General features: G+C 73.3%; 20 protein-coding genes. 7 read left to right on the forward strand and 13 right to left on the reverse strand.

The features are described from left to right. From sdhC to IEZ11_RS38885, 3 genes are read left to right on the forward strand one after another with little or no spacing between them, the layout of a single operon-like run. Complete coding sequence (gene sdhC / locus IEZ11_RS38875; RefSeq protein WP_189267732.1) at positions 1-822, forward strand: succinate dehydrogenase subunit SdhC; 822 nt, start codon at positions 1-3, stop codon at positions 820-822. 17 nt (positions 823-839) lie between these two features. Further along, on the forward strand, positions 840-2,771 hold the full coding sequence (locus IEZ11_RS38880) for a fumarate reductase/succinate dehydrogenase flavoprotein subunit (RefSeq protein WP_189267733.1): 1,932 nt from the start codon (positions 840-842) through the stop codon (positions 2,769-2,771). Continuing rightward, the gene (locus IEZ11_RS38885; RefSeq protein ID WP_189267734.1) at positions 2,768-3,544 is read left to right on the forward strand and encodes a succinate dehydrogenase/fumarate reductase iron-sulfur subunit; all 777 of its coding nucleotides are present in this window, start codon (positions 2,768-2,770) and stop codon (positions 3,542-3,544) included. Before IEZ11_RS38880 ends, IEZ11_RS38885 begins: the two co-directional genes overlap by 4 nt. Here IEZ11_RS38885 and IEZ11_RS38890 read toward each other — a convergent pair. Both IEZ11_RS38890 and IEZ11_RS38895 read right to left on the reverse strand, forming a co-directional pair. Next, positions 3,519-4,508, reverse strand: coding sequence for a phosphotransferase family protein (locus IEZ11_RS38890; protein ID WP_189267735.1), 990 nt, complete (start codon positions 4,506-4,508; stop codon positions 3,519-3,521). The two genes, IEZ11_RS38885 and IEZ11_RS38890, sit on opposite strands and share 26 nt — an antisense overlap. Continuing rightward, a complete protein-coding gene (locus tag IEZ11_RS38895; RefSeq protein WP_373295026.1) occupies positions 4,505-5,953 on the reverse strand; it encodes a glycoside hydrolase family 18 protein in 1,449 nt (482 codons plus the stop codon). The genes IEZ11_RS38890 and IEZ11_RS38895 overlap by 4 nt, the downstream gene beginning before the upstream one ends. A gap of 142 nt (positions 5,954-6,095) precedes the next feature. Between IEZ11_RS38895 and IEZ11_RS38900 the strand changes: the two genes are divergently transcribed. Continuing rightward, the gene (locus tag IEZ11_RS38900; RefSeq protein ID WP_308426578.1) at positions 6,096-7,517 is read left to right on the forward strand and encodes a hypothetical protein; all 1,422 of its coding nucleotides are present in this window, start codon (positions 6,096-6,098) and stop codon (positions 7,515-7,517) included. A 138-nt stretch (positions 7,518-7,655) separates the two neighbouring features. Here the strand turns inward: IEZ11_RS38900 and IEZ11_RS38905 are convergent, their stop codons facing one another. The 6 genes from IEZ11_RS38905 to IEZ11_RS38930 form a co-directional block, all read right to left on the reverse strand. Further along, positions 7,656-10,250, reverse strand: a complete 2,595-nt coding sequence (locus IEZ11_RS38905; protein WP_189267736.1) for a SpoIIE family protein phosphatase — start codon at positions 10,248-10,250, stop codon at positions 7,656-7,658. A gap of 259 nt (positions 10,251-10,509) precedes the next feature. Beyond that, positions 10,510-10,917, reverse strand: coding sequence for an ATP-binding protein (locus IEZ11_RS38910; protein ID WP_189267760.1), 408 nt, complete (start codon positions 10,915-10,917; stop codon positions 10,510-10,512). A gap of 221 nt (positions 10,918-11,138) precedes the next feature. Beyond that, positions 11,139-11,546 (reverse strand): (deoxy)nucleoside triphosphate pyrophosphohydrolase, encoded by a 408-nt coding sequence (locus IEZ11_RS38915; RefSeq protein WP_189267737.1) that lies wholly within the window; start codon positions 11,544-11,546, stop codon positions 11,139-11,141. Positions 11,547-11,567: 21 nt separating this feature from the next. Then, positions 11,568-11,771 (reverse strand): SPOR domain-containing protein, encoded by a 204-nt coding sequence (locus tag IEZ11_RS38920; RefSeq protein ID WP_189267738.1) that lies wholly within the window; start codon positions 11,769-11,771, stop codon positions 11,568-11,570. 330 nt (positions 11,772-12,101) lie between these two features. Beyond that, on the reverse strand, positions 12,102-12,854 hold the full coding sequence (locus IEZ11_RS38925) for a GntR family transcriptional regulator (protein ID WP_189267739.1): 753 nt from the start codon (positions 12,852-12,854) through the stop codon (positions 12,102-12,104). 147 nt (positions 12,855-13,001) lie between these two features. Continuing rightward, entirely contained in the window at positions 13,002-14,219 is a 1,218-nt protein-coding gene (locus IEZ11_RS38930; RefSeq protein WP_189267740.1) for a DUF4190 domain-containing protein, read from the reverse strand. Between the two features lie 100 nt (positions 14,220-14,319). On the opposite strand from IEZ11_RS38930, the gene IEZ11_RS38935 reads away from it, so the two are divergent. Continuing rightward, a complete protein-coding gene (locus IEZ11_RS38935; RefSeq protein WP_189267741.1) occupies positions 14,320-15,525 on the forward strand; it encodes a serpin family protein in 1,206 nt (401 codons plus the stop codon). Then, on the forward strand, positions 15,522-16,694 hold the full coding sequence (locus IEZ11_RS38940) for a serpin family protein (RefSeq protein ID WP_189267742.1): 1,173 nt from the start codon (positions 15,522-15,524) through the stop codon (positions 16,692-16,694). The genes IEZ11_RS38935 and IEZ11_RS38940 overlap by 4 nt, the downstream gene beginning before the upstream one ends. A 228-nt stretch (positions 16,695-16,922) precedes the next feature. Here IEZ11_RS38940 and IEZ11_RS52085 read toward each other — a convergent pair whose 3' ends face one another. From IEZ11_RS52085 to IEZ11_RS38955, 3 genes are all read right to left on the reverse strand, one after another. Continuing rightward, positions 16,923-18,398 (reverse strand): sensor histidine kinase, encoded by a 1,476-nt coding sequence (locus tag IEZ11_RS52085; RefSeq protein WP_268239951.1) that lies wholly within the window; start codon positions 18,396-18,398, stop codon positions 16,923-16,925. 38 nt (positions 18,399-18,436) lie between these two features. Then, complete coding sequence (locus tag IEZ11_RS38950) at positions 18,437-19,144, reverse strand: response regulator transcription factor (protein ID WP_189267744.1); 708 nt, start codon at positions 19,142-19,144, stop codon at positions 18,437-18,439. A gap of 97 nt (positions 19,145-19,241) precedes the next feature. Next, positions 19,242-22,220, reverse strand: coding sequence for a glycoside hydrolase family 2 TIM barrel-domain containing protein (locus IEZ11_RS38955; RefSeq protein ID WP_189267745.1), 2,979 nt, complete (start codon positions 22,218-22,220; stop codon positions 19,242-19,244). A gap of 213 nt (positions 22,221-22,433) precedes the next feature. Here IEZ11_RS38955 and IEZ11_RS38960 point away from each other — a divergent pair, with 213 nt between their 5' ends. Next, complete coding sequence (locus tag IEZ11_RS38960) at positions 22,434-23,435, forward strand: LacI family DNA-binding transcriptional regulator (protein ID WP_189267746.1); 1,002 nt, start codon at positions 22,434-22,436, stop codon at positions 23,433-23,435. 270 nt (positions 23,436-23,705) lie between these two features. Here the strand turns inward: IEZ11_RS38960 and IEZ11_RS38965 are convergent, their stop codons facing one another. Beyond that, positions 23,706-23,909 carry a hypothetical protein gene (locus tag IEZ11_RS38965; RefSeq protein ID WP_189267747.1) on the reverse strand — a complete coding sequence of 68 codons (204 nt, stop codon included), beginning with the start codon at positions 23,907-23,909 and terminating at the stop codon, positions 23,706-23,708. Further along, complete coding sequence (locus IEZ11_RS38970) at positions 23,906-24,892, reverse strand: carbohydrate kinase family protein (RefSeq protein WP_189267748.1); 987 nt, start codon at positions 24,890-24,892, stop codon at positions 23,906-23,908. The genes IEZ11_RS38965 and IEZ11_RS38970 overlap by 4 nt, the downstream gene beginning before the upstream one ends. Positions 24,893-24,965 lie beyond the last annotated feature (73 nt).

A 24,965-nucleotide genomic window follows, 5' to 3' on the forward strand; every position in this document is an offset into this window, starting at 1 on the left:
TTGGCCACTGGTACGGAACCACATCAGAACAGCGGCGGCGTACGCGCCCGTACGCGCGCCGCGATCTCCGCCCCGCACCTGCGGACCGACCGCTGGTGGCTGGCGCCCGCCGTCACCGCGGCCGGTCTGTTCGCGTTCGTCGTCTACTCGACGTGGCGGGCCTTCTCGAACGCGCACTACTACTCGGCGCCGTACGTCTCGCCGTTCTACTCGCCGTGTCTGGCCGAGAACTGCAAGGCCATGCCGTCCGGCCCGAACGCCGACCTCTTCGGCAGCTGGTGGGCGATCTCCCCGGCGATCATCATCCTGATCTTCCCGCTGGGCTTCCGCCTGACCTGCTACTACTACCGCAAGGCGTACTACCGCAGCTTCTGGGCCTCCCCGCCGGCCTGCGCGGTGGCCGAGCCGCACGCGAAGTACACCGGTGAGACCCGCTTCCCGCTGATCCTGCAGAACGTCCACCGGTACTTCTTCTACTTCGCCCTGCTGGTCGCCGGCGTCCTGACCTACGACACGGTCCTGTCGTTCCGGGACACGCACGAGAACTGGGGCCACATGGGCCTCGGCACCCTCGTCTTCCTGGTCAACATCGTGCTGATCTGGGCGTACACGCTGTCCTGCCACTCCTGCCGGCACATCGTCGGCGGCAAGCTCAAGCACTTCTCCAAACACCCCGTGCGCTACAAGGCCTGGCAGTTCGTGGGCCGGCTCAACGCCCGCCACATGCAGCTCGCCTGGGCGTCGTTGGTGAGCGTGGCGCTCGCCGACTTCTACGTCTATCTGCTCGCGTCCGGTGTCTTCGACGATCCGCGATTCTTTTAAATGACTGGGGCCATCTGATGACAGCGGTGGAGCGGCAGCAGTGGGACGTCGTGGTCGTCGGCGCCGGCGGCGCCGGACTGCGCGCCGCGATCGAGGCGCGCGAGCGGGGCGCCCGTACGGCGGTGATCTGCAAGTCGCTGTTCGGCAAGGCGCACACGGTGATGGCCGAGGGCGGTATCGCGGCGGCCATGGCCAACGTCAACGAGCACGACAACTGGCAGGTCCACTTCCGCGACACCCTGCGCGGCGGCAAGTTCCTCAACCAGTGGCGGATGGCCGAGCTGCACGCCAAGGAGGCACCGGACCGGGTCTGGGAGCTGGAGACCTGGGGCGCCCTCTTCGACCGCACCAAGGACGGCAAGATCTCCCAGCGCAACTTCGGCGGCCACGAGTACCCGCGCCTGGCGCACGTCGGCGACCGTACCGGCCTCGAACTGATCCGGACGCTGCAACAGAAGATCGTCTCGCTCCAGCAGGAGGACGAGAAGGAGACCGGCGACTACGAGTCCCGGCTCAAGGTCTTCCAGGAGTGCACGGTCACCCGGATCCTGAAGGACGGCACACGCGTCTGCGGGGTCTTCGCCTACGAGCGGGAGACCGGCCGCTTCTTCGTCCTGGAGGCGCCCTCCGTCGTCATCGCCACCGGTGGCATCGGCAAGTCCTTCAAGGTGACGTCGAACTCGTGGGAGTACACGGGTGACGGGCACGCGCTCGCCCTGCTGGCCGGGGCGCCCCTGCTCAACATGGAGTTCGTGCAGTTCCACCCGACCGGCATGGTCTGGCCGCCGTCCGTGAAGGGCATCCTGGTCACCGAGTCGGTGCGCGGCGACGGCGGGGTGCTCAGGAACTCCGAGGGCAAGCGGTTCATGTTCGACTACATCCCGGACGTCTTCAAGGAGAAGTACGCCGAGTCCGAGGAGGAGGGCGACCGCTGGTACGAGGACCCGGACCACAACCGGCGTCCCCCGGAGCTGCTCCCCCGCGACGAGGTGGCCCGCGCGATCAACTCCGAGGTGAAGGCCGGCCGCGGCTCCCCGCACGGCGGGGTCTTCCTGGACGTGTCGACGCGGATGCCCGCGGAGGTCATCCGGCGCCGGCTGCCCTCCATGTACCACCAGTTCAAGGAGCTGGCCGACGTCGACATCACGGCGGAGGCCATGGAGGTCGGGCCGACCTGCCACTACGTGATGGGCGGGGTCGCGGTGGACTCCGACACCGCAGCCGCCCGTGGCGTGCCGGGGCTGTTCGCGGCCGGCGAGGTGGCCGGCGGCATGCACGGCTCCAACCGGCTGGGCGGCAACTCCCTCTCCGACCTGCTGGTGTTCGGACGCCGGGCGGGCTGGCACGCCGCCGACCACGCGGCGGACTCGGAGGCCCGGCCGGAGGTGGACGACGCGCAGATCGACGCGGCGGCGGCCGAGGCGCTGCGGCCCTTCTCCGCGGAGGGCCAGGAACCGGACTCCGGCCCGCCGGAGAACCCGTACACCCTGCACCAGGCGCTCCAGCAGTCCATGAACGACCTGGTCGGCATCATCCGCCGGGAGGGCGAGATGGAGCAGGCCCTGGAGAAGCTCGCCGAGCTGCGGGTGCGGGCGCGCCGGGCCGGGGTGGAGGGGCACCGGCAGTTCAACCCGGGCTGGCACCTCGCCCTGGACCTCAGGAACATGCTGCTGGTCAGCGAGTGCGTGGCCCGGGCGGCGCTGGAGCGCACCGAGTCGCGCGGCGGCCACACCCGCGAGGACCATCCGGTCATGGACCGCAGGTGGCGCCCCGTCAACCTGCTCTGCCGGCTGGCCGACCCCACCGGCGGCCTGGCGGCCACCGACCCGGAGCGCGGCCAGATCGACCTCACCCGTGAGAGCACCGACCCCATCCGAGCCGACCTGCTCGCCCTCTTCGAGAAGGAGGAGCTGGTCAAGTACCTCGCCGAAGAGGAGCTGTACGAATGAGCGGCTACACGGCCCACTTCCGGGTGTGGCGGGGCGACGCCGAGGGCGGCGGCCTGGAGGACTTCAAGGTCGAGGTGAACGAGGGCGAGGTGGTCCTGGACATCATCCACCGCATCCAGGCCACCCAGGCCTCCGACCTGGCCGTCCGCTGGAACTGCAAGGCGGGCAAGTGCGGTTCGTGCTCGGCGGAGATCAACGGCCGCCCGCGCCTGATGTGCATGACCCGGATGTCCGTCTTCGAACAGGACGAGACCATCACGGTCACCCCGCTGCGCGCCTTCCCGGTCGTCCGCGACCTGGTCACGGACGTCGGCTTCAACTACCAGAAGGCCAGGGAGGTCCCGGCCTTCGTACCGCCCGCCGACCTCGGCCCCGGCGAGTACCGGATGTTCCAGGAGGACGTGGACCGCTCGCAGGAGTTCCGCAAGTGCATCGAGTGCTTCCTGTGCCAGGACACCTGCCATGTGGTGCGCGACCACGAGGAGAACAAGACGGCCTTCGCCGGACCGCGGTTCCTCATGCGGGTCGCCGAACTCGACATGCACCCGCTGGACGCGGCGGAGACGTCCGGCCTGGACCGCAAGCGCACGGCCCAGGACGAACACGGCCTCGGCTACTGCAACATCACCAAGTGCTGCACGGAGGTCTGCCCGGAGGGCATCCACATCACGGACAACGCCCTGATCCCCCTGAAGGAGCGGGCGGTCGACCGCAAGTACGACCCGCTCGTGTGGCTCGGCTCGAAGATCAGGAGGCGCCCCGCAGGAGGCTGAGCACCCGCCGGAGGTTGGACTCGGCGATGTCCCGCATCTGTTCGCGCTCCGGGAAGTCGCCGTCCAGCAGCCGCAGCGGGCCGGCGACGAGGTTGAGGTGCATCGCGAGCCGGTACAGCGCCGTCCGGTCCTCGTCGAGGTCGGCGGTGCGCAGTACGTCGTAGGCGGGCCCGAAGCGGAGCTGGAGGAAGACGTGCTCCCATTCGGCGTCGAAGTACATCAGGCCTTCGATGTCGATGAGCGCGGGATCCCCCTCCTCGGTCACCAGGACGTGGTCCGGACCGAGTTCGCCGTGCACGAGGGAGGCGTGGTCGCGTGGCTCGACCGCGTCGTAGAGCTCGTGCACCCGCTCGGCCAGCGCCCGCCGTACCGCGCGCACCCGGGGATCCCGCTCGGCCACCTCCGCGATGTCGCGCATCGCGCGGTCGGCGACGACCTGCTCGCAGGAGCTGCCGCGCGGTTTCCCGCCCTCCTCCACGAGGGCGGCCTTGCCGTACCCGGTGGAGACGCACTCACGGAGCACGCCGAGCGTTCCCGCCAGCCGGGCCAGCGGCACCCGTGCGGCGCCCGGGTCGCTGCGCAGCAGCACCTCCAGGCTGCCGCCGCGGACGTCCTCGACGACCGCGGCGTAGGCGGGCAGGTGTTCGGCGTCCTCGTCGGCGAACAGCAGGCGCGGGGTGCGCACGCCGAGTTCGGTCAGCAGGTCGTGGGCGGACAGGAAGAGGCCGAGACCCGAGGCGTGTGCGAAGGGGTCGCGGATGTCGGCGTCGGCGGGCCCCCAGTAGTCCTCCTCCGGGGACCAGACGTACGCGATCGCGCTGCGGCCGTTGTCGAGGGCGAGCCGGTAGACGCCTTTCTTGCTTCCTCCGCGCAGCCGGGTGACGGCGGCGGGGGCACGGCCGAGGGCCTCGCGGGCGAGCGGTGCGAGGTCGTCACGGGTGAGGTGGGCACGAGCGGTTGTCATGACGTACGGACCCAGTCCTTCCGATAAGAGGTCCAGTCAGCCTCGGTGGCGGCGAAGTCGACGTACAGGGCGACGCCGAAGTTAGCGCGATCGGGGTCCGTCCGTGACAGTCCCAGCCGAACCCCGCGCACGGCCGCCGGTACGGTCTCGGCGTGCGCCCAGTGCCCGAACCGGTTCTCGTGGTAGAAGGGCAGCCCCATCAGGAGGTCGGTCGACCTGGGCGTGACCTCCAGCGCGAGGCTCGTCTGCTGGGCGACGTACCCGCCGTACAGGCTCTGCAGTGGCTGCATGGTGTCGTAGGACATCACCGCGATCTGGTCCACCCGACGGGCGACTTGTCCGAAGTACTCCTGTGACCACCATTTGGGGTGACCGGTGGCAGTACCCCAGAAGGAGTGAAAGGCCGGGAGCGGATCGATCTGGTGTGCGGCGACGGAGAGCAGCGGGGTCGCGGGGCGCAGGGCGTCGAGCAGGGCGAGGTAGTTCCGGTCGCCGGAGTGCAGGGGCTCCAGGTCGAAGTGCACACCGTCGAAGCCGGCCCCGACGACCTGCCGGGCGGACGCGACGACGGCGTCCCGCGTCGCCTTCTTCTCCAGGTGCATGGCGTTCGGCTTCTCGGGCGCGAGTTCGTCGCCCAGCCAGGCCTGCACCCGGACGCCGGGGAGTTTTCGATGCACGGCTGTTATCAGCCAACGGGCCTTGGGATAGGCCGATTTGGGCAGCGTGCCGTTGTGCTCCAGTGGTCCGGCATGCACGTAGAGGTCGCGTATGCCGGTGTCCGCGAGCCGGGCGGCGAGGGCGGTGACGTCGGCGTCGGTCCTACGGCCGTCGACCCAGGCGTGCCCGAGCCAGAGGGCGTCCCGGCTCCGGCTGTAGGTACCGGCCTTCGGGTCGCCGGTGTAGTTGACGCGGAGGGCGGTCTCGGCGATGAGGAGGGGCACCAGCAGCAGCACCACGACCCCGAGCCCCAGCCGCCGGCCCCATCTCGGGATCTTCTTCCCACCCGCCCGTCCCGTGCGCCTTGCACCGTCGGGTGCGGGTGGCCCCTGCGGGGGTGCGGACGCGTCGGCGACCGCGGGTGAGAGCCGCGTGGGGTCGGGTCCGTCGGTGGAGGAGAGTGCGGAGTCGGGTCCGCCGGAGGGGGCGGGAGCGGAATCGGGTCCGCCGACCGGGGCGGGTGGCGCTTGCCCGGAGGCGGGACCGGCCGCGGGCGCGGAGGCCGGTTCGGCGACGGGTGCCGGCGACTCGGATGCGGAGGCCGGTTCGGCGACGGGTTCGGGGGACGCCTGCGCAGGGTCAAGGGCGTCGGGAGGGGCGGCGGACGGGGGCGTGGTGTCCGGGCCGACGGTGGAGGCGGGTGGCGTCTGTGCAGGAGGTCCGCCGTCGGTGGGGTTCGGGTTGTCGCGGCCTGTGGGGCGGGGTCCTGGGTCTGGGCTCCGTTTTATGTTCTGTCCCCCTCTTCCTGTCGTCCCCCGGCCGCCCCCGCCCCGGTCGCGAAGCCGACCAGTTGCCCATACGCTCCGAAATGTGACGTCATCCTTGATCCGGGGTCGGCCGAGACATGCCACCGGGCACATAGGTGTGCGGGTGGGGCACGCGGTGCTGGGCGGGGTGGCCGGGGTGGTCTGGCTGGTGTTGCCGGTGATGACGAGCACAGCTCAGGAGCCGGTTCCCGTGGCGCGGGGCGAGACGGTCGCCGCGGCCCCGACGGCGGACGGGGGTTCGGCCACGGACTACGTCCTGCCGCTCGTCGCCGTCGCCGCGGCCGGCGCCCTCGGCGGCTACGGATACGTACGCCGGACACGGCGGGCCCGCTCCCGCACCACGCCGGCGATCCTCTCTCCCGCCCCGCCGACTCCGTCGCCCGTCGACGTCGAGCGGCAGGCCCGCGCCTCCCTGGTCCTCGCCGACGACTGCGTGCGTACCAGCCGGGAGGCCCTCGGAGACGTCGACGGGGGTGAGCCCGTCGTACGGGCCCTGCGGGCGGCCGAGACCGAGCTGGCGGCCGCGTTCGCGATATGGCGGCGGTACGAGGAGGGGGCACCGGGGGACGACGCCGGCCGGCGTCAGGCACTGGTGGGGGTGGTCGGGCGGTGCGCCGAGGCGGGGCGGCAACTGGACGCGGGGGCCGCCGAGTTCGACGCCGAGTGGCACGCGGGGGATGCGCTGGGGGTGGCCGAGGGGCGGTTCCGGCGGCTGGCGGGGCGGACCGGAGGGGTGGCGGGCGCACTGGCCGGGGCGGGTGAGCGGTACGGCGTGACCGCGGTCGCCTCCGTCGTCGGATACGTCGAACAGGCCAAGGACCGGCTGGTGTTCGCGACCGGACGGCTCAACCAGGCCCGCCAGGACGCCGATTCGGGCGACGATGACCGGTCCTGGCGGGAAGTGCGGGCCGCCGAGGGGGCAGTGGCACAGGCCGGGGTGCTGCTGGGCGGGGCGGAACGGCTGGTGCGGGAGCTGACCACGGCCGCGGGGCTGGTGCCGGCCGCCCTCACGGGTGCGGAGGCGGAACTGACGGGTCTGCGGGCGAGGGCGCTGCCGGCGCGGCTGGGACATGCGGACGCCGTGCTGGCCGGCGTCCGGGAGGAGCTGACCGGGGGGCCGTACGACCCGTTGGACGCGCTGCGCCGGGTCGTGCGGGCGGTGGAGGGGACGGGGGGCGGCCGGTCCGGGGTGATCGCGGCGGGGGCGGAGCTGGTGGCGCGGAGTGCGGTGGGGGCGGCGGACGACTTCGTCGGGACGCATCGGGCGGCGGTGGGGGCGGAGGCGCGGGCGTTGCTGGCGGGGGCGAGGCGGGCTGCGCCCGCCGACGCCGACAGGCTCGCGCGGAAGGCTCGGGAGCTGGCGGAGCGGGATGTGCGGGCGCACGGGAATCCGTTCGCCGGGGAGGCCGCGCAGGGGATCGGCGTGGCGGGGGCGGTGCTCGGCGGTGTGCTGCTGGGGGAGGAGGCCGACGGGGGGCCGGTGGTGGCGTTCGGGGGGCCGGAGAGCAGGGGGAGGCTGGGGTAGCGCGTCAGGGGGTGCCGGGTCGGGTCGCCGGGCGGCTGCGGGCCGGTGGGGCTTCTCGCGCAGTTCCCCGCGCCCCTGAAGGGGCGCGGGGAACTGCGCGAGCAACCCCCGCGGCGCCGCACCGTACAACGGCGGCCCTCAGAACAGGCTGAGCAGCGCCTCCGCAGGGTCGGTCAGCCCCGTCTCGCCGTCCGGGAGCGGGAGTTCGAACCACACCGTCTTGCCCCGCGGTGTCCGGCGTGAGCCCCACGCCGCGCTGAGCAGACCGACCAGTTGCAGTCCGCGCCCGCCCTCGTCGGTGTCCCGCGCCCGGCGGCGCCTCGGCTGGACCAGGCCCGAGTCCCACACCTCGCAGACCAGGGTCCGGTCGAGCAGGAGGCGGAGCCTTATCTCGCCCTCGCCGTACCGCAGGGCGTTCGTGACCAGCTCGCTGACCAGCAGCTCCGTCGTGTCGACCAGCGGCTCCAGACCCCAGGTGACCAGCTGGCCGCGCGCGTACTCACGGGCGCGGCCCACGCTGCGCGGCTCGCGCGGCAGCGCCCAGTCGCCGACCGACTCGGCCGGCAGCCCCTGGACACGTGCCATCAGCAACGCGATGTCGTCCTCGCCGTGGTGCGTGTCGAGGGTGTTGAGGACGTGGTCGCAGACGTCCTCCAGGGGCTGGGAGGGGTCGGTGAGGGCGCCGACGAAGGCTTGCAGGCCCTCGTCGAGGGGATGGTCGCGGGACTCGACCAGGCCGTCGGTGTAGAGGGCGAGGAGAGAGCCCTCGGGGAGGTCCACCTCGACCTCCTCGAAGGGCTCGCCGCCGACGCCGAGCGGCATGCCGGGCGGGACGTCGAGCATCAGGGCGTCCTCGCCGGGTTCGACCAGGACCGGCGGCAGATGGCCGGCGTTGGCGAAGGTGATGCGCCTGGTGACGGAGTCGTAGACGGCGTACACGCAGGTCGCGAGGTAGACCTCGGAGAGGTCGGCGTCGCGGGGCTGGCGGGCCGTGCGGGTGGCCTGCTGGACCCCGCCGGGGGTGCCGAGACCGCGGGCGATCTCGTCCAGCGCGGAGAGGACCTCGGCGGGTTCGAGGTCGAGCAGGGCCAGCGTGCGGACCGCCGTGCGGAGTTCGCCCATCGCGACCGCCGCGCGCAGTCCCCGGCCCATCACGTCGCCGACGACCAGCGCCGTGCGGTGGCCGGGGAGTTCGATGACGTCGAACCAGTCGCCGCCGACCTCGGTCGCCGCGTTGCCGGGCAGGTAGCGGCAGGCGATGTCCAGCCCGGAGGCCTCCGGGTCGCCGGGCGGCAGCAGGGACCGTTGCAGTATCAACGCGCGTTCGTGTTCGCGGCGGTACAGGCGCGCGTTGTCGATGCAGACGGCCGCGCGGGCCGCCAGCTCGACCGCCAGCTCCCGGTCCCGCTCGCCGAACGGCTCGCTGCCCTTGGTGCGGGCGAACTGGGCGAGGCCGACGACCGTGTCGTGGGCGACCATCGGCACGGCCAGGGTGGACTGGACGAGGCCGCCGCCCTCCGCGGCCGGCACGTACTGCGGGCGGGCGGTGCGCAGGGCGTCCGCGCACGGGGAGTTGAAGGGGTAGTGGTGGACGGCGCCGACGGCGACCGGCACGCCGCCGCCCACGAAGGGGGCGTCGGAGACCGCGCTGGCGAAGGCGACCCGGCGCAGTTCGGCGCTGCCGTCGGCGAGTCCGGGCGGGGTCTCGTCGCCGGCCAGCAGGCCCTGGTAGAGGTCGACGGTGGCCAGGTCGCAGAAGCCGGGCACGACCACGTCGAGGAGTTCGCGGGCGGTGGTCTCCAGGTCGAGGGAGTTGCCGATGCGGGCACCGGCCTCGTTGAGGAGGGCGAGGTTGCGCCGGGCTGCGGCGGCCTCGCGGGCGGCGGCGCGGCGGGCGGTGATGTCGAGGCCGAGCCAGGCGATGCCGATGGGCCGGCCGGTGCCGCTGTGCACCCGGTACAGGTTGATGGACCAGTGCCGGCGCTCCTCGGAGCCCGGCACGAAGCCGGTGACGTGCATGTCCGTGATGGAGTTGCCGGTCTCCAGGACCCGGCGCAGGGTGGCCGCGACCCGCTCGGCCTCGGAGCGCGGCAGATAGTCGTGAACGTCCTTGCCGCGGTGGTCGTCGGGGGTGCCGCCGAAGATGGAGGAGAAGCGCACGTTGGCGCGGCGGATCCGCAGGTCGGTGTCGATCAGCAGGAACCCGAAGGGAGATTGACCGAATATCGACTGCGAGGCCGCGAGGTCGGTCTCGATGCTGCGCAGGGTACGGACGTCGACCACGATGCACACGGCCGCGTTCTCGCCCTCGGCGGTGCGGGTGGGCATGACGTAGACCTCGGCGATGCCCTCCTCGCCGCGCCCGCCGTCCGCCGGGCCGGGCATCCGGAACGGCACCACGCCGGTCCACTCCCGCCCGTCCAGGATCTCGGCCATCTTCCGCTGGCCGCGCTCGCGCAGGTCCGGGTCTATGAACGCCTCGATGGGGTCCATGCCGACGGCGCGCTCGGCGGGGACGCCGAAGATCTGCTCGGCACGCAGGCTCCACTGCTCCACCAGGCCGCCGGCGCCGATGGCGAACGAGGCGACCTTGATGTAGTCGTAGATCGAGCCGGGCGGGCTGCTCTGCCACATGGCGTCGCCAGGGGCCGCCGCGGCTGGCTCCGCGGTCCCCGCCCTCGCGCCGTCCGACGGGTCCTCGGACTCCGTGGCCTTAGCTGGTATCTCGCTCACGCGAACCGTCCCCTCCAGCTCACCGCGCCCGGCACCGGTCACCGGATGCGGCTGCCCGCAGTATCCAGCACTACGGCGCCGCCTGACACGGTGTTCACGATCACAGCACGGTCCCGACGATTTCCGGACCGCACCGTGACAACACTTCCAGTCTTCTAACCAGGGAACACGCCGTCGAATCACGTACTCCGGCACGTGTTGATCAGCCACTCCCGCGGGTGGACGGCGCAGCACCGCGTGTACACCCCCCGTATCCCGCTCACCCGGGTACGGCGAGTTCGAACCAGACCGTCTTGCCGTTGTCCCCGGGCCGGGTGCCCCAGCTGCGCGAGGAGCCCGCGACGAGTTGCAGACCGCGGCCGTTCTCGTCGTCGGGGCCGACGGCGCGTTCGCGGGGCGGGTCCGGAAGCGGGTCGGAGACCTCGACGCGGAGCGTGTCGCCGAGGCCGGCGGGCCGCACCAGGCGGACGCCGATGGGGCCCGTGGCATGCCGCAGCGAGTTGGTGACCAGCTCGCTGACCAGCAGGGCGGTGATGTCGGCGAGGGTGTCGAGGCCCCACCCGCGCAGTTGGTCACGGACCGCGGTACGGGCGGTGCGCACGGCGCCCGGTTCCGCGGGAAAGGTCCACTCGGCGGTGTCACCTTCGGTGTCGATCACACCGATCACTTCCCAGTCGTTCACCTGGCTGCCGGCCGACCCCTGTCCGGTTTCGCGGGGTTAATGGGCACATACCCGATTACCAGGGGGCAGTACCGCGGAAGAAGGCGCACTGTGGTGCGAACGGCTTACGCCGGGGGCCGTGCGCCTACGAGCTCGGGAGGTGCGGTTGTGGGGCGGCTGCGGATGCGTGGTGGCTTGTCGCGCCCCCGCGCCCCTGTTCGCCGGGGCTACGCCCCGTGTCCCACCAGGGCGGCCACCGCGCGCACCGCCGGTACGTCCTGGTCCAGCCAGGGGACCGTCCAGAGCTCCGCCGGTGCCAGCCAGCGCAGTTCGTCGTGGTCCTGGAGCGGCTCGGGGGCGGGCGAGGCGGGGTGCAGGCGGGCGGTCCAGACGTGCAGGACGTACGGCTCCTTCAGCGGCCACTCCCCCGGCACCCGCGTCAGCGTCCGCGTCTCGACGCCCAACTCCTCGCGCAGTTCGCGCACCAGGGCGCGCTCGGGGGTCTCGCCGGGCTCGACCTTGCCGCCCGGGAGCTCCCAGCGGCCGGCCAGGTCGGGGGGTGCGCTGCGGCGGGCCGCGAGGAGGCGGCCGGCGTCGAGCAGGGCGGCTCCGACCACCACGATCCGTTCGCTCATGGGCCGGAGCCTACGGGAGGCTCAGTTACGGGTACCGCCGTCCCCGTTGCCGTTGGCGTGGCCGATGCGCTCGACCCAGTAGAGCTGCTTGTGGCCGCGGTCGTCGAGACTGTCGGCGATCTTCTGCGCCTCGGCCCGGGTCGCGTACCGGCCGACGCGGTAGCGATTGCCGTTGTCGTCCTGCCGTATGACGAGCCAGGGGAGAGAGACCGTGCCTTCCGTCATCGCGCCCCTCCGCATCTCCCGGCTCCCGTCCATCCCCGCCCCGCTAAGGAAACCGCACTCCGCATATGCCCGAGCGTACGCCTAACCTTTACGCAGCGAATACGCCTTTTCACAAAGAGGTACGCAACCAGCCAGAACGGTGGGGGCGCACGATAACGAACGCGCCGCTCGCGCGCCCCGCACTTCGGGTCGCGGGCATACCGGGGAGAGCCGGGTCCACCTGGGAGAACGGCCGGATTCCGGCGTTCGGCCACAGGTCCGGACCGGGGTGGTGGAGACGTCAACCACCGCAAGGGTGTGCGCTACTTCACGGCGAGGTGGTACCCCGCGCTACTTCACCGGCAGATGGTAGGACGCCCGGTAGCGGTCGGCCGGGATGACGACGTCCGCCGTCTCCACCGGGCGGCCCGAGGCGTAGTACGTCCGCTGGATCACCAGGACGACATGGCCCGGGACCCCGCCCAGGGTGAGCAACTCCTCGGCGAGGCCGGGGCGGGCGCCCACCTCCTCGGTGACGTTGTCCACGACGACGTCGATGGCGCGCATCCGCTCGACCACGCCCATCCCGCCGAGCGGGCCCTCCTCGGGCAGCATCACGGGGGTGCGGCCGGTAACGGCGAGGGGCTCCCAGGAGGTGGAGAGCATCATCGGATCGCCCGCGTCCCGGAACAGGTACCGGGTGCGCATCACGCGGTCGCCGAGGTGGATGCCGAGCCGGTCGGCGATCGCGGCGCCGGCCTCGGCCTGCTCGCTGCTGGACTCCCAGGTGCCGCGCGCGGCCGCGTCGGACTGCTCCTGCCGGAACGGGGTGGCGCCGCCGACCGGGCGGAACCCGGAGCGGGCCACCCGCCGGGGCACGGGCCGCTCGCGCACATAGGTCCCGGAGCCGGAGCGGCCCTCGACCAGCCCCTCGGCCATCAGCACCTTGCGGGCCTCCAGGGCGACGGTGTCCGAGACGCCGTACTCCTGGCGGATGCGGGCCTGGGAGGGCAGCCGGGTGTGAGGCGGCAGCGAACCGTCGACGATCTTCTTGCGGAGATCACCCGCGACACGCAGATACGCCGGCTGCTCACCGAAAGTCACTGGCCGCTCCCATCAGGTTGTACAGACAGCAACAGCGTGGCAACCGTGGGTTGAGCGGTGCAAGCAAAGGCCAGAGAATCACTCGATGTGATGACATACGGCGCAGGGAGGCTTTACGCAGGCACTTTCTCCCCGTTATAGCCGCGATCACACCTCGACGCCGGAGCCGCTTCCTCCGCGGCCGGAGCCGCCGCCCTCGTCGCCGTCCCCGGGCGGGGTCGTGGCGAGGCCCAGAGCCTTGCGCGTGGTGACGGACCGCTGCGGGTCGAGCAGCGCCCAGCCCTTTTCGTAGTGGGTGTAGTACGTGTCCGCGTCCGTGGCCTTGGCGGCCTTCGCCCACTCCGCCCTAGCCCGGCCGAGCCCCGCGACCAGGTCGTTGACCGGCTTCTCGGTGTCCGGGTCCCAGCCGTGCGCGCGCAGCATCGTGGTCTGCCTGCCGAGGGCGGTGGTCATCCGGCCCGCCCACCGCCGGTAGCCGGGCAGGTCGTCCTCGACGTACTGCGCGTCGGGGGCGGTGCCGAGGGCCGAGTCGAGGACGTGCGCGGCGTCGAGGTAGGCGACCTGGTCGGCGTCGAGCACGCTCTCGTCGTTGCGCAGCGAGCCCGACAGGGTCCGGCCCTCGGTCGTGTTGCCGAAGACGCAGGCGACCTCCCGGTCGCCGTACCGCCAGCTGTCCTCGCTGGGCGTGAAGTAGTACACGTCGACGTCGCCGGGGATCGCCCAACCGTCCATCGCGTAGCCGTCCTCCAGGGCGTAGCAGCGCTGGTCCGCGGAGTCGCCGACACCGTTGTCGCCCGGGTAGGACGAGCCCTTGAGCCGGTAGGTGGCGAAGACCTCGCCGTCGTGCGCCTTCCCGCAGTCCACGACGGTGACGTCGGAGACCAGGTCGCCGGTGAGCTCGCCGTCCGGGGTGTCGAAGCAGTCGCCGGTGGACAGCGAGAGACTGGAGCTCTCGTTCACGCCCTCCTTGACGCCGTCCCAGAACTCGCCCGCCCCGCCGGAGGCCAGCAGCAGCACCCACAGGGCCAGCCCGAGCCCGGAGAACACCGACCCGGTGACCGCCATGGCCTTGCCGCGCTCGCCCCGCCTGCGGATCTGGCCGAGCCCGACCAGCCCCAGCACCAGGCCCGCCCCCGGCAGACAGCACAGCAGCCCGAGCACGAGGGAGGCGATCGCGAGCCCGTTGACGGGCGGCTGGGCGGGGTAGGGGCCGTAGCCCTGCCCCCAGGGCTGGTAGGGCCCGGGGTACGGCGGCTGCTGCCCGTACGGTCCCTGCGGGTACTGCGGGTACTGCGGCTGGCCCGACTGGGGTGGCGGGTAGGGCCCTTGCGGCTGGTGCGGGCCGGGGGGCGGAGGTATGGACACCGGTACCGTGCTCCTGAGGGGGCGTCGGGCCGCGCGGAAACGGACGGCTGGACTGACGTACGACTGCGCGCATCGTAAGCGCGCCGTGAACGGGGGCGGAATGAGGGTGGAGAAGGCGACCGTGCGCGCGGTGAACGGGCTGACCGCGCGCTGGGCGGCCGCTGCGGACGGCGGCACGGTCTTCTCGGCGGCCGGGGTGTGGCCGCTGCTGGCCTTCCTGGCGGACGGGGCGGAGGGCGCGGCGCGGGACGAGCTGGCGGCGGCCCTCGGTCTGCCGGCGGAGGAAGCGGCGGGTGCGGCACGGGAGTTGCTCGCCGGGATGGCCGGGACCGGCGGTCTGGACACCGCCGTCGGGGTGTGGACCGGGCGGACCGTGACGCTGCGGGAGGCCTGGGCGGCGGGGCTGCCCGCCGACGCGCACGGGACACTGACCGGTGACGCGGCGGCGGACCGCAGGGCGCTGGACGCCTGGGCGGCGGACCGCACCGGCGGGCTCGTCGACCGGATGCCGGTCCGGCTCACCGAGGACACCGAACTGGTCCTCGCGAGCGCGCTGGCGATGCGCACCCGCTGGCTCGCGCCCTTCGAGGAGTGGCCGCTGGCGACCGCGTACGAGCCCTGGACCGGAGTCGAACGGCTCGGTCTGCGCCGCACCAGCGCGCTGCTGGACCGGATCGGCGTCGCGGACACCCCGGACGGCTTCGTCACCGAACTGAAGGTGCTGGGCGGCGACGCCCTGGACGTCCATCTGCTGCTCGGCGAGGAGCGGATGACACCGGGGCAGGTGCTGGGAGCCGGCATCGGCGCCCTGGACGGCGCGCACCGGGTGGTGCCGGGCGACCGGCTCCCCTTCGGGGCGCCCGGACCGGGGCTGGCCGTGGAGAAGGTGCGGTGCGAGAGACCGCGGCCGCCGCGGCTAGACGTGACGACGGCGGCGTACGACATCACGGCGAGCCACGATCTGCTGGAGCTGCACCGGCTGTTCGGGCTCACCACGGCGAGCGACGTCACCCGGAGCCACTTCCCCGGGGTCGGCGACTTCCCGCTCGCCGTCGGCTCGGCCGAGCAGGCCACGACGGCGAGGTTCGGCGCGCTGGGCTTCGAGGCGGCGGCGGTGACGGCGTTCGGCATGGTCGGGGCCGGCCCCCGGCCCGCACGCCGGCATGTCACCACCGAGATCAGGGCCGCCTTCGACCGGCCCTTCGGCTTCCTCGCCCTGCACCGGCACTCCCGGCTCGTCCTCGCGGCGGGCTGGGTCACGGATCCCCTGCCCTTCCCCGAGTACCCATGGGAGGACGACGAATGAACGACACCGTCAGCGCCGTCAACGCGCTCACCGCACGCTGGGCCCGGCAGACCAGACAGGGCACGGTCTTCTCGGCCGCCGGCGTGTGGCCGCTGCTGGCCTTCCTCGCCGACGGCGCCGCGGGCCCGGCCCGGGACGAACTGACCCGGGCCGTGGGGATGCAAGCCGACCAAGCCACCGCCGGTGCCCGGGAGTTACTCACGGGGCTCGGCTCGATGCCGGGCGTCGGGGCGGCTCTGGGGCTGTGGACCGACCGGGCGCTGGAACTGCGCGAGCCGTGGGCGGCGGGACTGCCCGCCGACGCGCTCGGGGTGCTCGGCGACGATCTCGCGGCCTCCCGGGAGGCGCTGGACGCGTGGGCGGCGAAGCGTACCGAGGGGCTGGTGGAGCGGATGCCGGTCCAGCCGGCCGAGGGCGCCCGGATGCTGCTGGCGACCGCGCTGGCGCTGCGCACGGACTGGCAGCACCCGTTCCGGGAGACCGTGCTGCGGCCCGGCTCCGGGCCCTGGCAGGGCCGTACGCTGGCCGGTCTGCGGCGCAGCAGCGTCCGCCTGGACCGGATAGGCGTGGCGGCGGGACCGGACGGCTCCGTCACCACGCTCAAGGTCCTCGGGGACAACGGGCTCGACGTGCACCTGGTGCTCGGCACGGAGGGGATGGCTCCCGGGCAGGTGCTGCACACGGGCATCGGCGTCCTGGAGCGCGCCCTGCCGGTGACGACCGGCGGACAGCTCCCCTACGGGCCCGCCGGGCCGGGTGTGGTCGTGGAACGGCAGCCGTGTGAGGCCCCGGACCCGATCCGGCTCGATGTGACCACCCCCGGCTTCACGGTCCGCGCCGACCACGATCTGCTCCAGCTCCACGGGCTGTTCGGGCTCTCCACGGCCGCGGACGCCCGCGAGGGGCACTTCCCCGGGATCAGCGCCGCGCCGCTCGCCATCGGGGCGGCCGGGCAGTCCGCGGTCGCCGAGTTCGGTCCGCTGGGATTCCGGGCCGCCGCGGTGACGGCGGTGGTGGCGGCGCCGGGCGGCGGCCCGCCGCAGCACCGCCACGAGTCCACGGTGGTGCGGGCGACCTTCGACCGGCCGTTCGGCTTCCTCGCCGTGCACCGCGAGACGCGGCTGATCCTGGCGGCGGGGTGGGTGACGGAGCCGACGGTGGCGGGCTGAGCTCTGCCGGAGGGGCCGTGGTCGTTCGACCGCGGGTGCGTGGGGGCTGGTCGCGCAGTTCCCCGCGCCCCTGACGGGACGCTCCGGTGAGACCCCCGTCTGCCCGCGGGGGCTTCGCGGGGTGGGCTCGATCGCCGCCGGGGGCGGTGACGGCCAGGTGCGCCGGTCCGCCAGACCTCGCTCGTACGACGTCCTCCCGTCCCTCGTGACTGGCTCGGCCAACCTCCGCTACCCGAAGGGGAGTTCACGTCTCATGGGTTTCCGGGGCGGGTTCACCTCGCCGGCGTAGGCGGTGCAGAGCGGTAGTCGTACGGTGAAGACCGTGCGGCCCGGTTGGCTGCTGGCCTCGGCGGAGCCGCCGTGGGCGGCGGTGACGGCGGCGACGATCGCGAGGCCGAGGCCGCTGCTGCCGGTGGCGCGGGAGCGGGAGGCGTCGCCGCGGGCGAACCGTTCGAAGATGCGGGGCAGCAGGTCGGGCGGGATGCCGGGACCGTCGTCGGCGACGCGGATCAGCGCCTGGTCGTCCGTGGTCCGGACGGTGACGGTGACCTTGGTGCCGGCCGGGGTGTGGGCGCGGGCGTTGGCCAGGAGGTTGGCGACGACCTGGTGGAGGCGGTCCGGGTCGCCCTCGACCAGCACCAGGTTGCCCGGCATCAGGAACTCCCAGCGGTGGTCCGGCCCGGCGGCGCGGGCGTCGGCCACCGCCTCGGCGAGCAGCGGGCCGAGCCCCACCTCCTCGTGGGCCAGCGGTCGGCCGGTGTCCAGACGGGCGAGGAGCAGCAGGTCGTCGACGAGGGTGCGCATCCGGCCGATGCCCGACTCCATGCGGCCCAGCGCGTACTCGGCCTGCGGGGCCGCCGACTTCGGTGCGCGGCGCACCAGTTGGAGGTGGCCGGCGACGGAGGCGAGCGGCGTGCGCAGTTCGTGGCCGGCGTCGGCGAGGAAGTCCCGCATGCGCAGTTCGGTGGCGTAGCGGTCGGCGAGGGCGTCCTCGACATGGCCGAGCAGCCGGTTGACGGCCTCGGCGAGCCGGCCGGTCTCGGTGGCGCAGTCGGCCTCCGGGACGCGTTCCAGGGCGCGGACCGCGCCGTGGCCGAGGGGTTCGCGGGAGATGCGGGTGGCGGTGGCGGCGACCCGTTGCAGGGGCCGCAGCTGACGGCCGATCACGGTGGCCGCGGTCAGCGCGGCGACGGCGAGGGCGGCGGCCGCGATCGCCGACTCGGCGGCCAGCAGCCGGCCGAGCATCTGGTTCACCGGCCGCACCGACAGCGCGGTGACGACGGTGATCTCGGTGTTCGGGGTGTCGGCGCGCACGGCCTTGACCCGGTAGGTGCCGCGGCCGGGCAGGTCCAGGGTGTGGCGGTGGCCGTCGGCCTCGACCGTGGCGAGGATCCGGCGCTGCCCGGCGGTCGGGGCGGTCAGCCTCCCGGTCCCGTCCGCGACCGCCGCGTGGCGGACCGTGGCCGCGTCGTGCCGGCCGGCCACGGAGACGCCGATGGTGCCGGCCGGGACCCCGAACGCCCTGAGGTAGGGCAGTCCGCTGGTCGGGGCGCCGATCTGGCCGCGGGCGGCCGACGAGTGCTCGGCGAGGGCGTCCAGGCGCTGGTCCAGGCCGGTCATCAGGTAGGTGCGCATGGTCAGCCCGGTGATGGCGATGATCACGACGGAGAGCGCGGCCAGCAGCAGACTGCTGGAGATGATCATCCGGGAGCGCAGGCTGCGCGGCCTGCGCGGGCCGCGTCTCATCGCTTCGGCGCGGCGGGCTTCATCAGGTAGCCGACGCCGCGCACTGTGTGGATGAGGACGGAACGGTCGCGCTCGATCTTGCGGCGCAGATAGCTGACGTAGCTCTCGACGATGTTCAGGTGCCGGTCGGCCTCGTCGGCCCAGACGTTGTCGAGGAGCTCCGCCCGGCCGAGGACCCGGCCGGTGTGCCGCATCAGGTAGCGCAGCAGCTCGAACTCCCGGGCGGTGAGGCGGACCTGGGCGCCTCCCCGGTGCACCTGCCGGGTCTCCTCGTCGAGTGTCAGGTCGCCGACGGCCAGCAGCGAACCGCCCGCCCCTGCCGCGTCGCAGCGGCGCAGCAGGGCACGCAGCCGCACCACGACCTCGTCGAGGTCGAACGGCTTGGGCACGTAGTCGTCGGCGCCCGCGCACAGGCCGGCGACCCGGTCCTCGACGCTCTCCCGGGCGGTGAGGAACAGCACGGGCAGGTCCGGCCGGTAGGCCCGGAGCCGCCGCAGCACCTCCAGGCCCTCCAGGTCGGGCAGCCCGCGGTCCAGGACCACGGCGTCGGGCCGGAAGCCGCGGACCGCGCGCAGAGCCGTCGTGCCGTCCGGTGCCGGCTCGGTCCGCCAGCCCTCCGCCCGCAACACCGTGACCAGCAGGTCGGTCAGGTCCTTCTCGTCGTCCACGACCAGGATCCGTGGGGTACCGGTGGATAACTTCATGGCCGGTGACCGTCCACCTCCCGGCCGTGAGACGCGTGGGTGCGGACTGTGAAAGAGCTGTCGGACTGTCGGATCCGGTCGTCCGGCGCCTTGTCGCTCAGTCGCCGGCCGTGATGCGCAGCCTGATCGTGCGGGCCTCGGGGCGCAGCGCGAACTCCGGCCACACGTCCGGTCCGCAGGCGCGGGAGCCGAGGCCGTGCTGGGCGGCGTCGACGAAGAGGTGGCTCGTGGTGGACTCCGGGAGTTCGAAGGGGTGGGCGGCGCGGGCGAGTTGCTGCGGGGTGTGGCGGGCGAGGGTGAAGCCGGGGCGCCGTCCCCGGGTGTCGGGGAGGGCGTCGATGCGCAGGGCCCCGGTGCCGCCGCTGGTCAGGGTGAGGCGGCGGAACCGGGAGCGGTGCCCGGTCTCCTGGGGGCGCGCGTAGTCGACCGACAGGTCGTTCACGGTGGCCGAGAAGCGGCTGGTGCGGGCCGCCCGGAGGCTGTCGGGGTAGGACTCCAGCGGGCCCGTTCCGAACCAGTCGGCGCCGTCCACGGGGGCCGCCCCGTCGGGGAGTCCGAAGTGCACCCCGATCCGCGGCCACACCGTCGGCCAGCCGCGCGCGGGCTCGATCTCGACGCGCAGTTCCAGCTCGCCGTCCTCGATCGACCAGACCGACTCCACGGTCACCGAGAGCGCGGAGTCCGCGGCGGAGACCCGGTCGACGGTGCGCAGGGCGTCCGTCGCGTGCTCCACGCCGATCCGCCGTGCGACGAGGCGGTCGAGTCCGTCCCGGCGCCACAGCTCGGCGCTGGAGATCCCCTCGGCGCTGGCGTCGCTGCCCTCCAGCCGGTCGGCCGTGCCCTCGTCGTTGTCGGTCGGGGCGCGGAACAGCTCCAGCCGCGGGCCGGTCACGGCCCGCCCGGCGAGCCGGGTGAGGGAGCCGCCGGTGAACTCGGCGATGCCGAGGGTGAGTGTCCCCTCGCCCGGCCGCCAGCCGGAGCGGGGCCGGACGGGGGGCACCGGCCGCCGTACCGAGCGGTCCAGCTGGGCGGTGGCGACCTGGTGGCCCGCGGGGGCCCAGGCGGTGTCCGTGGCCAGCACCGCCTCGACCGTCAGCCAGGTCTCGGCGTCCGCGGCCACCGCGATCGCGGGCAGCGGCACCCGTCCCGACTCGCCCGCCGCGAGCGGCGGGGTGTCCAGCTCCCCCGCCTCCACGGGGACGCCGTCGAACTCGACGCGCCAGCAAAAGCGCAGGTCGGAGGTGTCGGCCGAGTGCCGCAGGTTGGTGATGTCGAGCTGGTCGCCGTCGAAGGCGAACCTGACCGGCTGGACGACCGCCTTGAACTCGTACAGGCCGGGCGTCGGCACGTCGTCGCTGAGCACCATGCCGTCCATCACGAAGTTGCCGTCGTGCACGACCTCCCCGAAGTCGCCGCCGTAGGCGTGGTACGGCGTCCCGTCGGGGGCGGTGGCCAGGATGCCGTGGTCGCGCCACTCCCAGACGAAGCCGCCGTGCAGCCGCGGGTGGCGGTGGACGAGTTCCTCGTACTGGTCGAGGGCGCCGGGGCCGTTGCCCATGGCGTGGGCGTACTCGCAGAGCAGGAACGGCCTGGTGCGCTGCCGGGCGCCCTGGGCGGGGGTGCAGCCCAGCAGCGGGGCGGTGGAGCCGTCGGTGCCGATCTGCTCGGTCTCCGGCACGGTCGAGTACATCCGGGAGTACACGTCGGTGTAGTCGCCGGTGTGGTCGCCCTCGTAGTGGACGGGGCGCTCGGGGTCGCGGGCGTGCACCCAGGCGGACATGGCGGCGAGGTTGGCCCCGGTGCCGGCCTCGTTGCCGAGCGACCACATGACGACGCCGGGGTGGTTCTTGTCCCGCTCCACGGTGCGCTCGATGCGGTCCAGGCAGGCCGCGCGCCAGGCCGGGTCGTCGGTCGGGTTGCCCGCCCAGCCGACCTTGTCGAAGCCGTGGGTCTCCAGGTCGCACTCCAGGACGACCCAGAAGCCGAGCTCGTCGGCGAGGTCGAGCAGCCGGGGGTGCGGCGGGTAGTGGCTGGTGCGGATGGCGTTCACGTTGAACCGCTTCATCCGGGCCAGGTCCGCGCGGGCGTGCGCCTCGTCGAAGACCCGGCCGCGCTCGGGGTGTGCCTCGTGCCGGTTCATGCCGTGGAAGACGACCCGGCGGCCGTTGACGAGGAACCGGTCGCCGCGGATCTCGACGGTGCGGAAACCGATGCGCAGGGCGATGCTCTCGGCGGCCGACGAGACGGTCACGTCGTACAGCCGGGGCTGCTCGGCCGACCACGGCGCCACCTCCGGGACGTCGACGGGCGCCACGTCGGCGGCCGTCTCCCAGACCCGCTCCACGCCCAGTTCGGGGATGCGCAGGGTGACCGGGAAGGCGGCCGCGCCGGCGGTGACCTCGGTCTCGACGCGGCCGCGCCCGCCGTCGTAGCCGGTGCGCAGCCAGACGTCCTCGATGCCCCCGGCCGGCCGGGCGAGCAGGGTGACGTCCCGGAAGATGCCGGGCAGCCACCACTGGTCCTGGTCCTCCAGGTAGCTGGCCGCCGACCACTGGTGCACCCGTACGGCGACGACGTTGTCCCCGGGGCGGACCGCGGCGGTCACGTCGAACTCGTGGGCCAGCCGGCTGCCGCTCGCGGTGCCGATCTCGACGCCGTTCACCCAGACCCGGAACAGCGACTCGACGCCGTCGAACCGCAGCACGACCCGCTCGGCGTCCGACCACTCGGCGGGGACATCGAAGTGGCGGCGGTAGTCACCGGTGGGGTTCTCGTCGGGGACGTGCGGGGGGTCGATCGGGAACGGGAACTGGATGTTCGTGTAGGCCGGCCGGCCGTGGGCGCCGTCGCCCTCCAGCACCCAGTGGGCGGGCACCGGGATGCTGTCCCAGCCCCGGTCGTCGAAGTCCTCGGCGCTGAACTCCGCGGCGACGGCCGCCGTGGGCGACAGCCGGAAGCGCCAGGAGCCGTTCAGCGAGCGGGACGGGGCGTCGGAGTGCAGCCAGGAGCGTGCCGGACGCAGGGCGCCGTGCCAGGGGGTGGGGTCCGATACGTACGCGGAGAGAGCGGAGGGCACAGCGTCACAACTTTCTCGAAGAGGGGGTGGCAGCGCCCCCGCTGGTTGGAATCAGGGTTCCGTGAGCGATACCGTGAGCGCTCACGGGAGCGGTAACGGCAAGCGATTGGGAGTGTGTGCTTCCGAACCCCGGAGTGTCAAGGTTTCTACGCATCGGGGCATACTCGGTGTCCCTGCGACGCTGGCGCGTCGGCAATTGCGCGGAGGTGAGTGATGGCGTCGTCGGGGACCGGACCCCGCAGGGTCACGATCGACGATGTGGCCGAGGCCGCGGGCGTGTCCCGGCAGACCGTGTCACGGGCGCTCAACGACAAGGGCGAGATCGGCGCCTCCACCAAGCAGCGCGTGCTGGACACCGCCCAGGCGCTCGGTTACCGGCCCAGCCGGTTCGCCCGGGGACTGGTCCGGCAGGACACCGTCAGCGTCGGACTGGTGATCCCCGACCTGCTCAACCCGTTCTTCACCGAGGTCGCCGCGGCCGCGCTGGAGGCGGCCCGGGACCGTGGCTGGCACGTCGTCGTGTACGACACCGGCGACCGGACCGAGGAGGAGCGGGGCACGCTGGAGGTGATCGCCTCCCAGGTCGACGCCGTCGTGGGCTACCTCAGCCTGCCCGAGGACGAGATCGACAAGCTGACCCGGGGACTGCCCGTGGTGCTCATCGACCGCGAGCACCGCACCCAGCGGTTCAGCTCGATCCGGATCGACGGCGAGAGCGGCGTGCACGCGGCGATCCGGCATCTGACCGCGGCGGGACACCGGCACATCGGCATGCTCGACCACGCCGAACGGTCCGAACCCAGCATCCGGCACCGCTGGTTCGACGCCGCGATGTCCGCGTGCGGACTGGACTCCGGCTCCGTGGCCCACGCCGACCAGAGCGTCGAGGGCGGCGAGAGCGCGCTGCGCGAACTCCTCGGCCGGCATCCCGAGACCACCGCCGTGTTCACGTTCAACGACATCATCGCCATAGGAGCACTGCGCGCCGCCCGCCGGTCCGGCCGGCAGGTCCCCCGGGACCTCGCCGTGATCGGCTTCGACGGTCTGCAGCTGGGCACGCTCGTCGACCCCCCGCTGACCACGGTGGCCCTCGACACCCGCCGCCTCGGCGCGCTCACCGTGGAACAGGCGGCCCGCCTGCTGACCGGCAGCGGCCCGCTGCACACCGACGAACTGACGGTGGGAGCGGAACTACGACTCCGCGAGTCGGGGTGACGACCGGGCGCCGTCCACCGGTACCGAGGGCCACCGGGTACGGGAACCTCTGAACGCCGGTGACGGTCAGGCCCGCGGCGGCGGACACCCGGGGCGGGCGCCGGGGGCGCGGTCACGCCGGGCGATCGCGCAGGGCAGTCACGCCGAGCGGTCACGCCAGGCAGTCGCGCAGCGCGGTCACACCGGGCGATCGCGCAGGGCCGTTACGTCGAGCGGTAACGCCGGGCGGTCACGCCGGGTGCGCGGTGCCGCCGCGCCGCCGCAACGTCGTCACCGGCGTGTCAGCGTCATGAGCGGAGATGCCATGGAGATGCCACGGAGCCCCCCTTCGCGGCCGGCGCCTGGGGCGGCGAGTTCCACCCGGGCTTCCGGCCCGGCGGCACCCGACCAGCCGTCGCCGCGCCGCGTCCGGCCGTAGGTGCGGCGCGCGCGGCCGAGGCGGGCCCGTGCGGTGGACACGGCGGCGGTGGTCATGGGCAGCCCGCCTCGGAAGGCGGGCGAACCGGGGCGGCCGCGTCCTGGCCGGGAGCCGCCGCGCGCAGCGCGGGCAAGTCGCCCGGGGTGACCTGGTACGTCTGGGTGCCCACCACCGCCAGGGCCCGTACGGCCAGAGCAGCGCCCTGCCGTGCACATCGCTCCGGGTCCAGGCCGTCCGCCAGGGCCATGAGATAGCCCGCGCGGAAGGCGTCCCCCACCCCGGTGGGGTCCACCACCCGGGTGGCCGTCACCGCGGGGACGCGCAGGCACGGGCGGCCGGCCCGGTCGATACGGCAGCCCTTCTCGCCCAGGGTGGTCACCCAGGTACCGGTCCGGCGCAGCACCTCCGCCTCGGTCCAGCCCGTCTTGGCGAGCAGGAGCCCGCGTTCGTACTCGTTGGTGAACAAGTGGTCCGCGCCTGCCACCAGTTCCCCGATGGCGGCGCCGTCCAGCCGGGCCAGTTGCTGGGAGGGGTCGGCGGCGAAGGGGATGCCCCGTTCGCGGCAGGCCCGTGTGTGCCGGAGCATCGCCGCCGGGTCGTCGGCTCCGACGAGCACCAAGTCGGCTCCGCCGTGGCGACGGACGACCGCCACGAGGTCGATGGCGGACGCCTCGGTCATCGCACCGGGGTAGAACGAGGCGAGCTGGTTGCCGTGCGGGTCGCTGGTGCACAGGAAGCGGGCGGTGTGACGGGTGGCGGAGACATGTACGCCGGAGATGTCGACACCGAGGCCCGCCAGCCGGGCCCCGTTGTCGTGGAAGTCCGCACCCACCGCTCCCACGAGCAGGGGCCGGTGCCCGAGGCGGGCGAGCCCGTAGGCGATGTTGGCGGCCACCCCGCCGTCCCTGATCTCCAGGGTGTCGACCAGGAAGGACAGCGAGACGCGGTCCAGACGGTCGGCGAGCAGCTGGTCGGCGATGCGCCCGGGAAAGGTCATCAGGTGGTCGGTGGCGATGGAACCCGCGACGGCGATCCGCATGTCAGGCCCCCGCGGCCTTGCGCAGGGCGTCCACGCGGTCCGTCTTCTCCCAGGTGAAGTCCGGGAGCTCACG

Source organism: Streptomyces fuscichromogenes (assembly GCF_014645815.1).
Lineage (GTDB): Bacteria > Actinomycetota > Actinomycetes > Streptomycetales > Streptomycetaceae > Streptomyces > Streptomyces fuscichromogenes.

Excerpts from the sequence above, each read along its gene's own strand:
- IEZ11_RS38880 (WP_189267733.1), top strand. The coding sequence starts at position 840 with ATGACAGCGGTGGAGCGGCAGCAGTGGGACGTCGTGGTCGTCGGCGCC.
- IEZ11_RS38885 (WP_189267734.1), top strand. The coding sequence starts at position 2,768 with ATGAGCGGCTACACGGCCCACTTCCGGGTGTGGCGGGGCGACGCCGAG.
- IEZ11_RS38890 (WP_189267735.1), bottom strand. The coding sequence starts at position 4,508 with ATGACAACCGCTCGTGCCCACCTCACCCGTGACGACCTCGCACCGCTC.
- IEZ11_RS38915 (WP_189267737.1), bottom strand. The coding sequence starts at position 11,546 with ATGAGCGAACGGATCGTGGTGGTCGGAGCCGCCCTGCTCGACGCCGGC.
- IEZ11_RS38920 (WP_189267738.1), bottom strand. The coding sequence starts at position 11,771 with ATGACGGAAGGCACGGTCTCTCTCCCCTGGCTCGTCATACGGCAGGAC.
- IEZ11_RS38935 (WP_189267741.1), top strand. The coding sequence starts at position 14,320 with ATGAGGGTGGAGAAGGCGACCGTGCGCGCGGTGAACGGGCTGACCGCG.
- IEZ11_RS38940 (WP_189267742.1), top strand. The coding sequence starts at position 15,522 with ATGAACGACACCGTCAGCGCCGTCAACGCGCTCACCGCACGCTGGGCC.
- IEZ11_RS52085 (WP_268239951.1), bottom strand. The coding sequence starts at position 18,398 with ATGATCATCTCCAGCAGTCTGCTGCTGGCCGCGCTCTCCGTCGTGATC.
- IEZ11_RS38950 (WP_189267744.1), bottom strand. The coding sequence starts at position 19,144 with ATGAAGTTATCCACCGGTACCCCACGGATCCTGGTCGTGGACGACGAG.
- IEZ11_RS38960 (WP_189267746.1), top strand. The coding sequence starts at position 22,434 with ATGGCGTCGTCGGGGACCGGACCCCGCAGGGTCACGATCGACGATGTG.
- IEZ11_RS38965 (WP_189267747.1), bottom strand. The coding sequence starts at position 23,909 with ATGACCACCGCCGCCGTGTCCACCGCACGGGCCCGCCTCGGCCGCGCG.
- IEZ11_RS38970 (WP_189267748.1), bottom strand. The coding sequence starts at position 24,892 with ATGCGGATCGCCGTCGCGGGTTCCATCGCCACCGACCACCTGATGACC.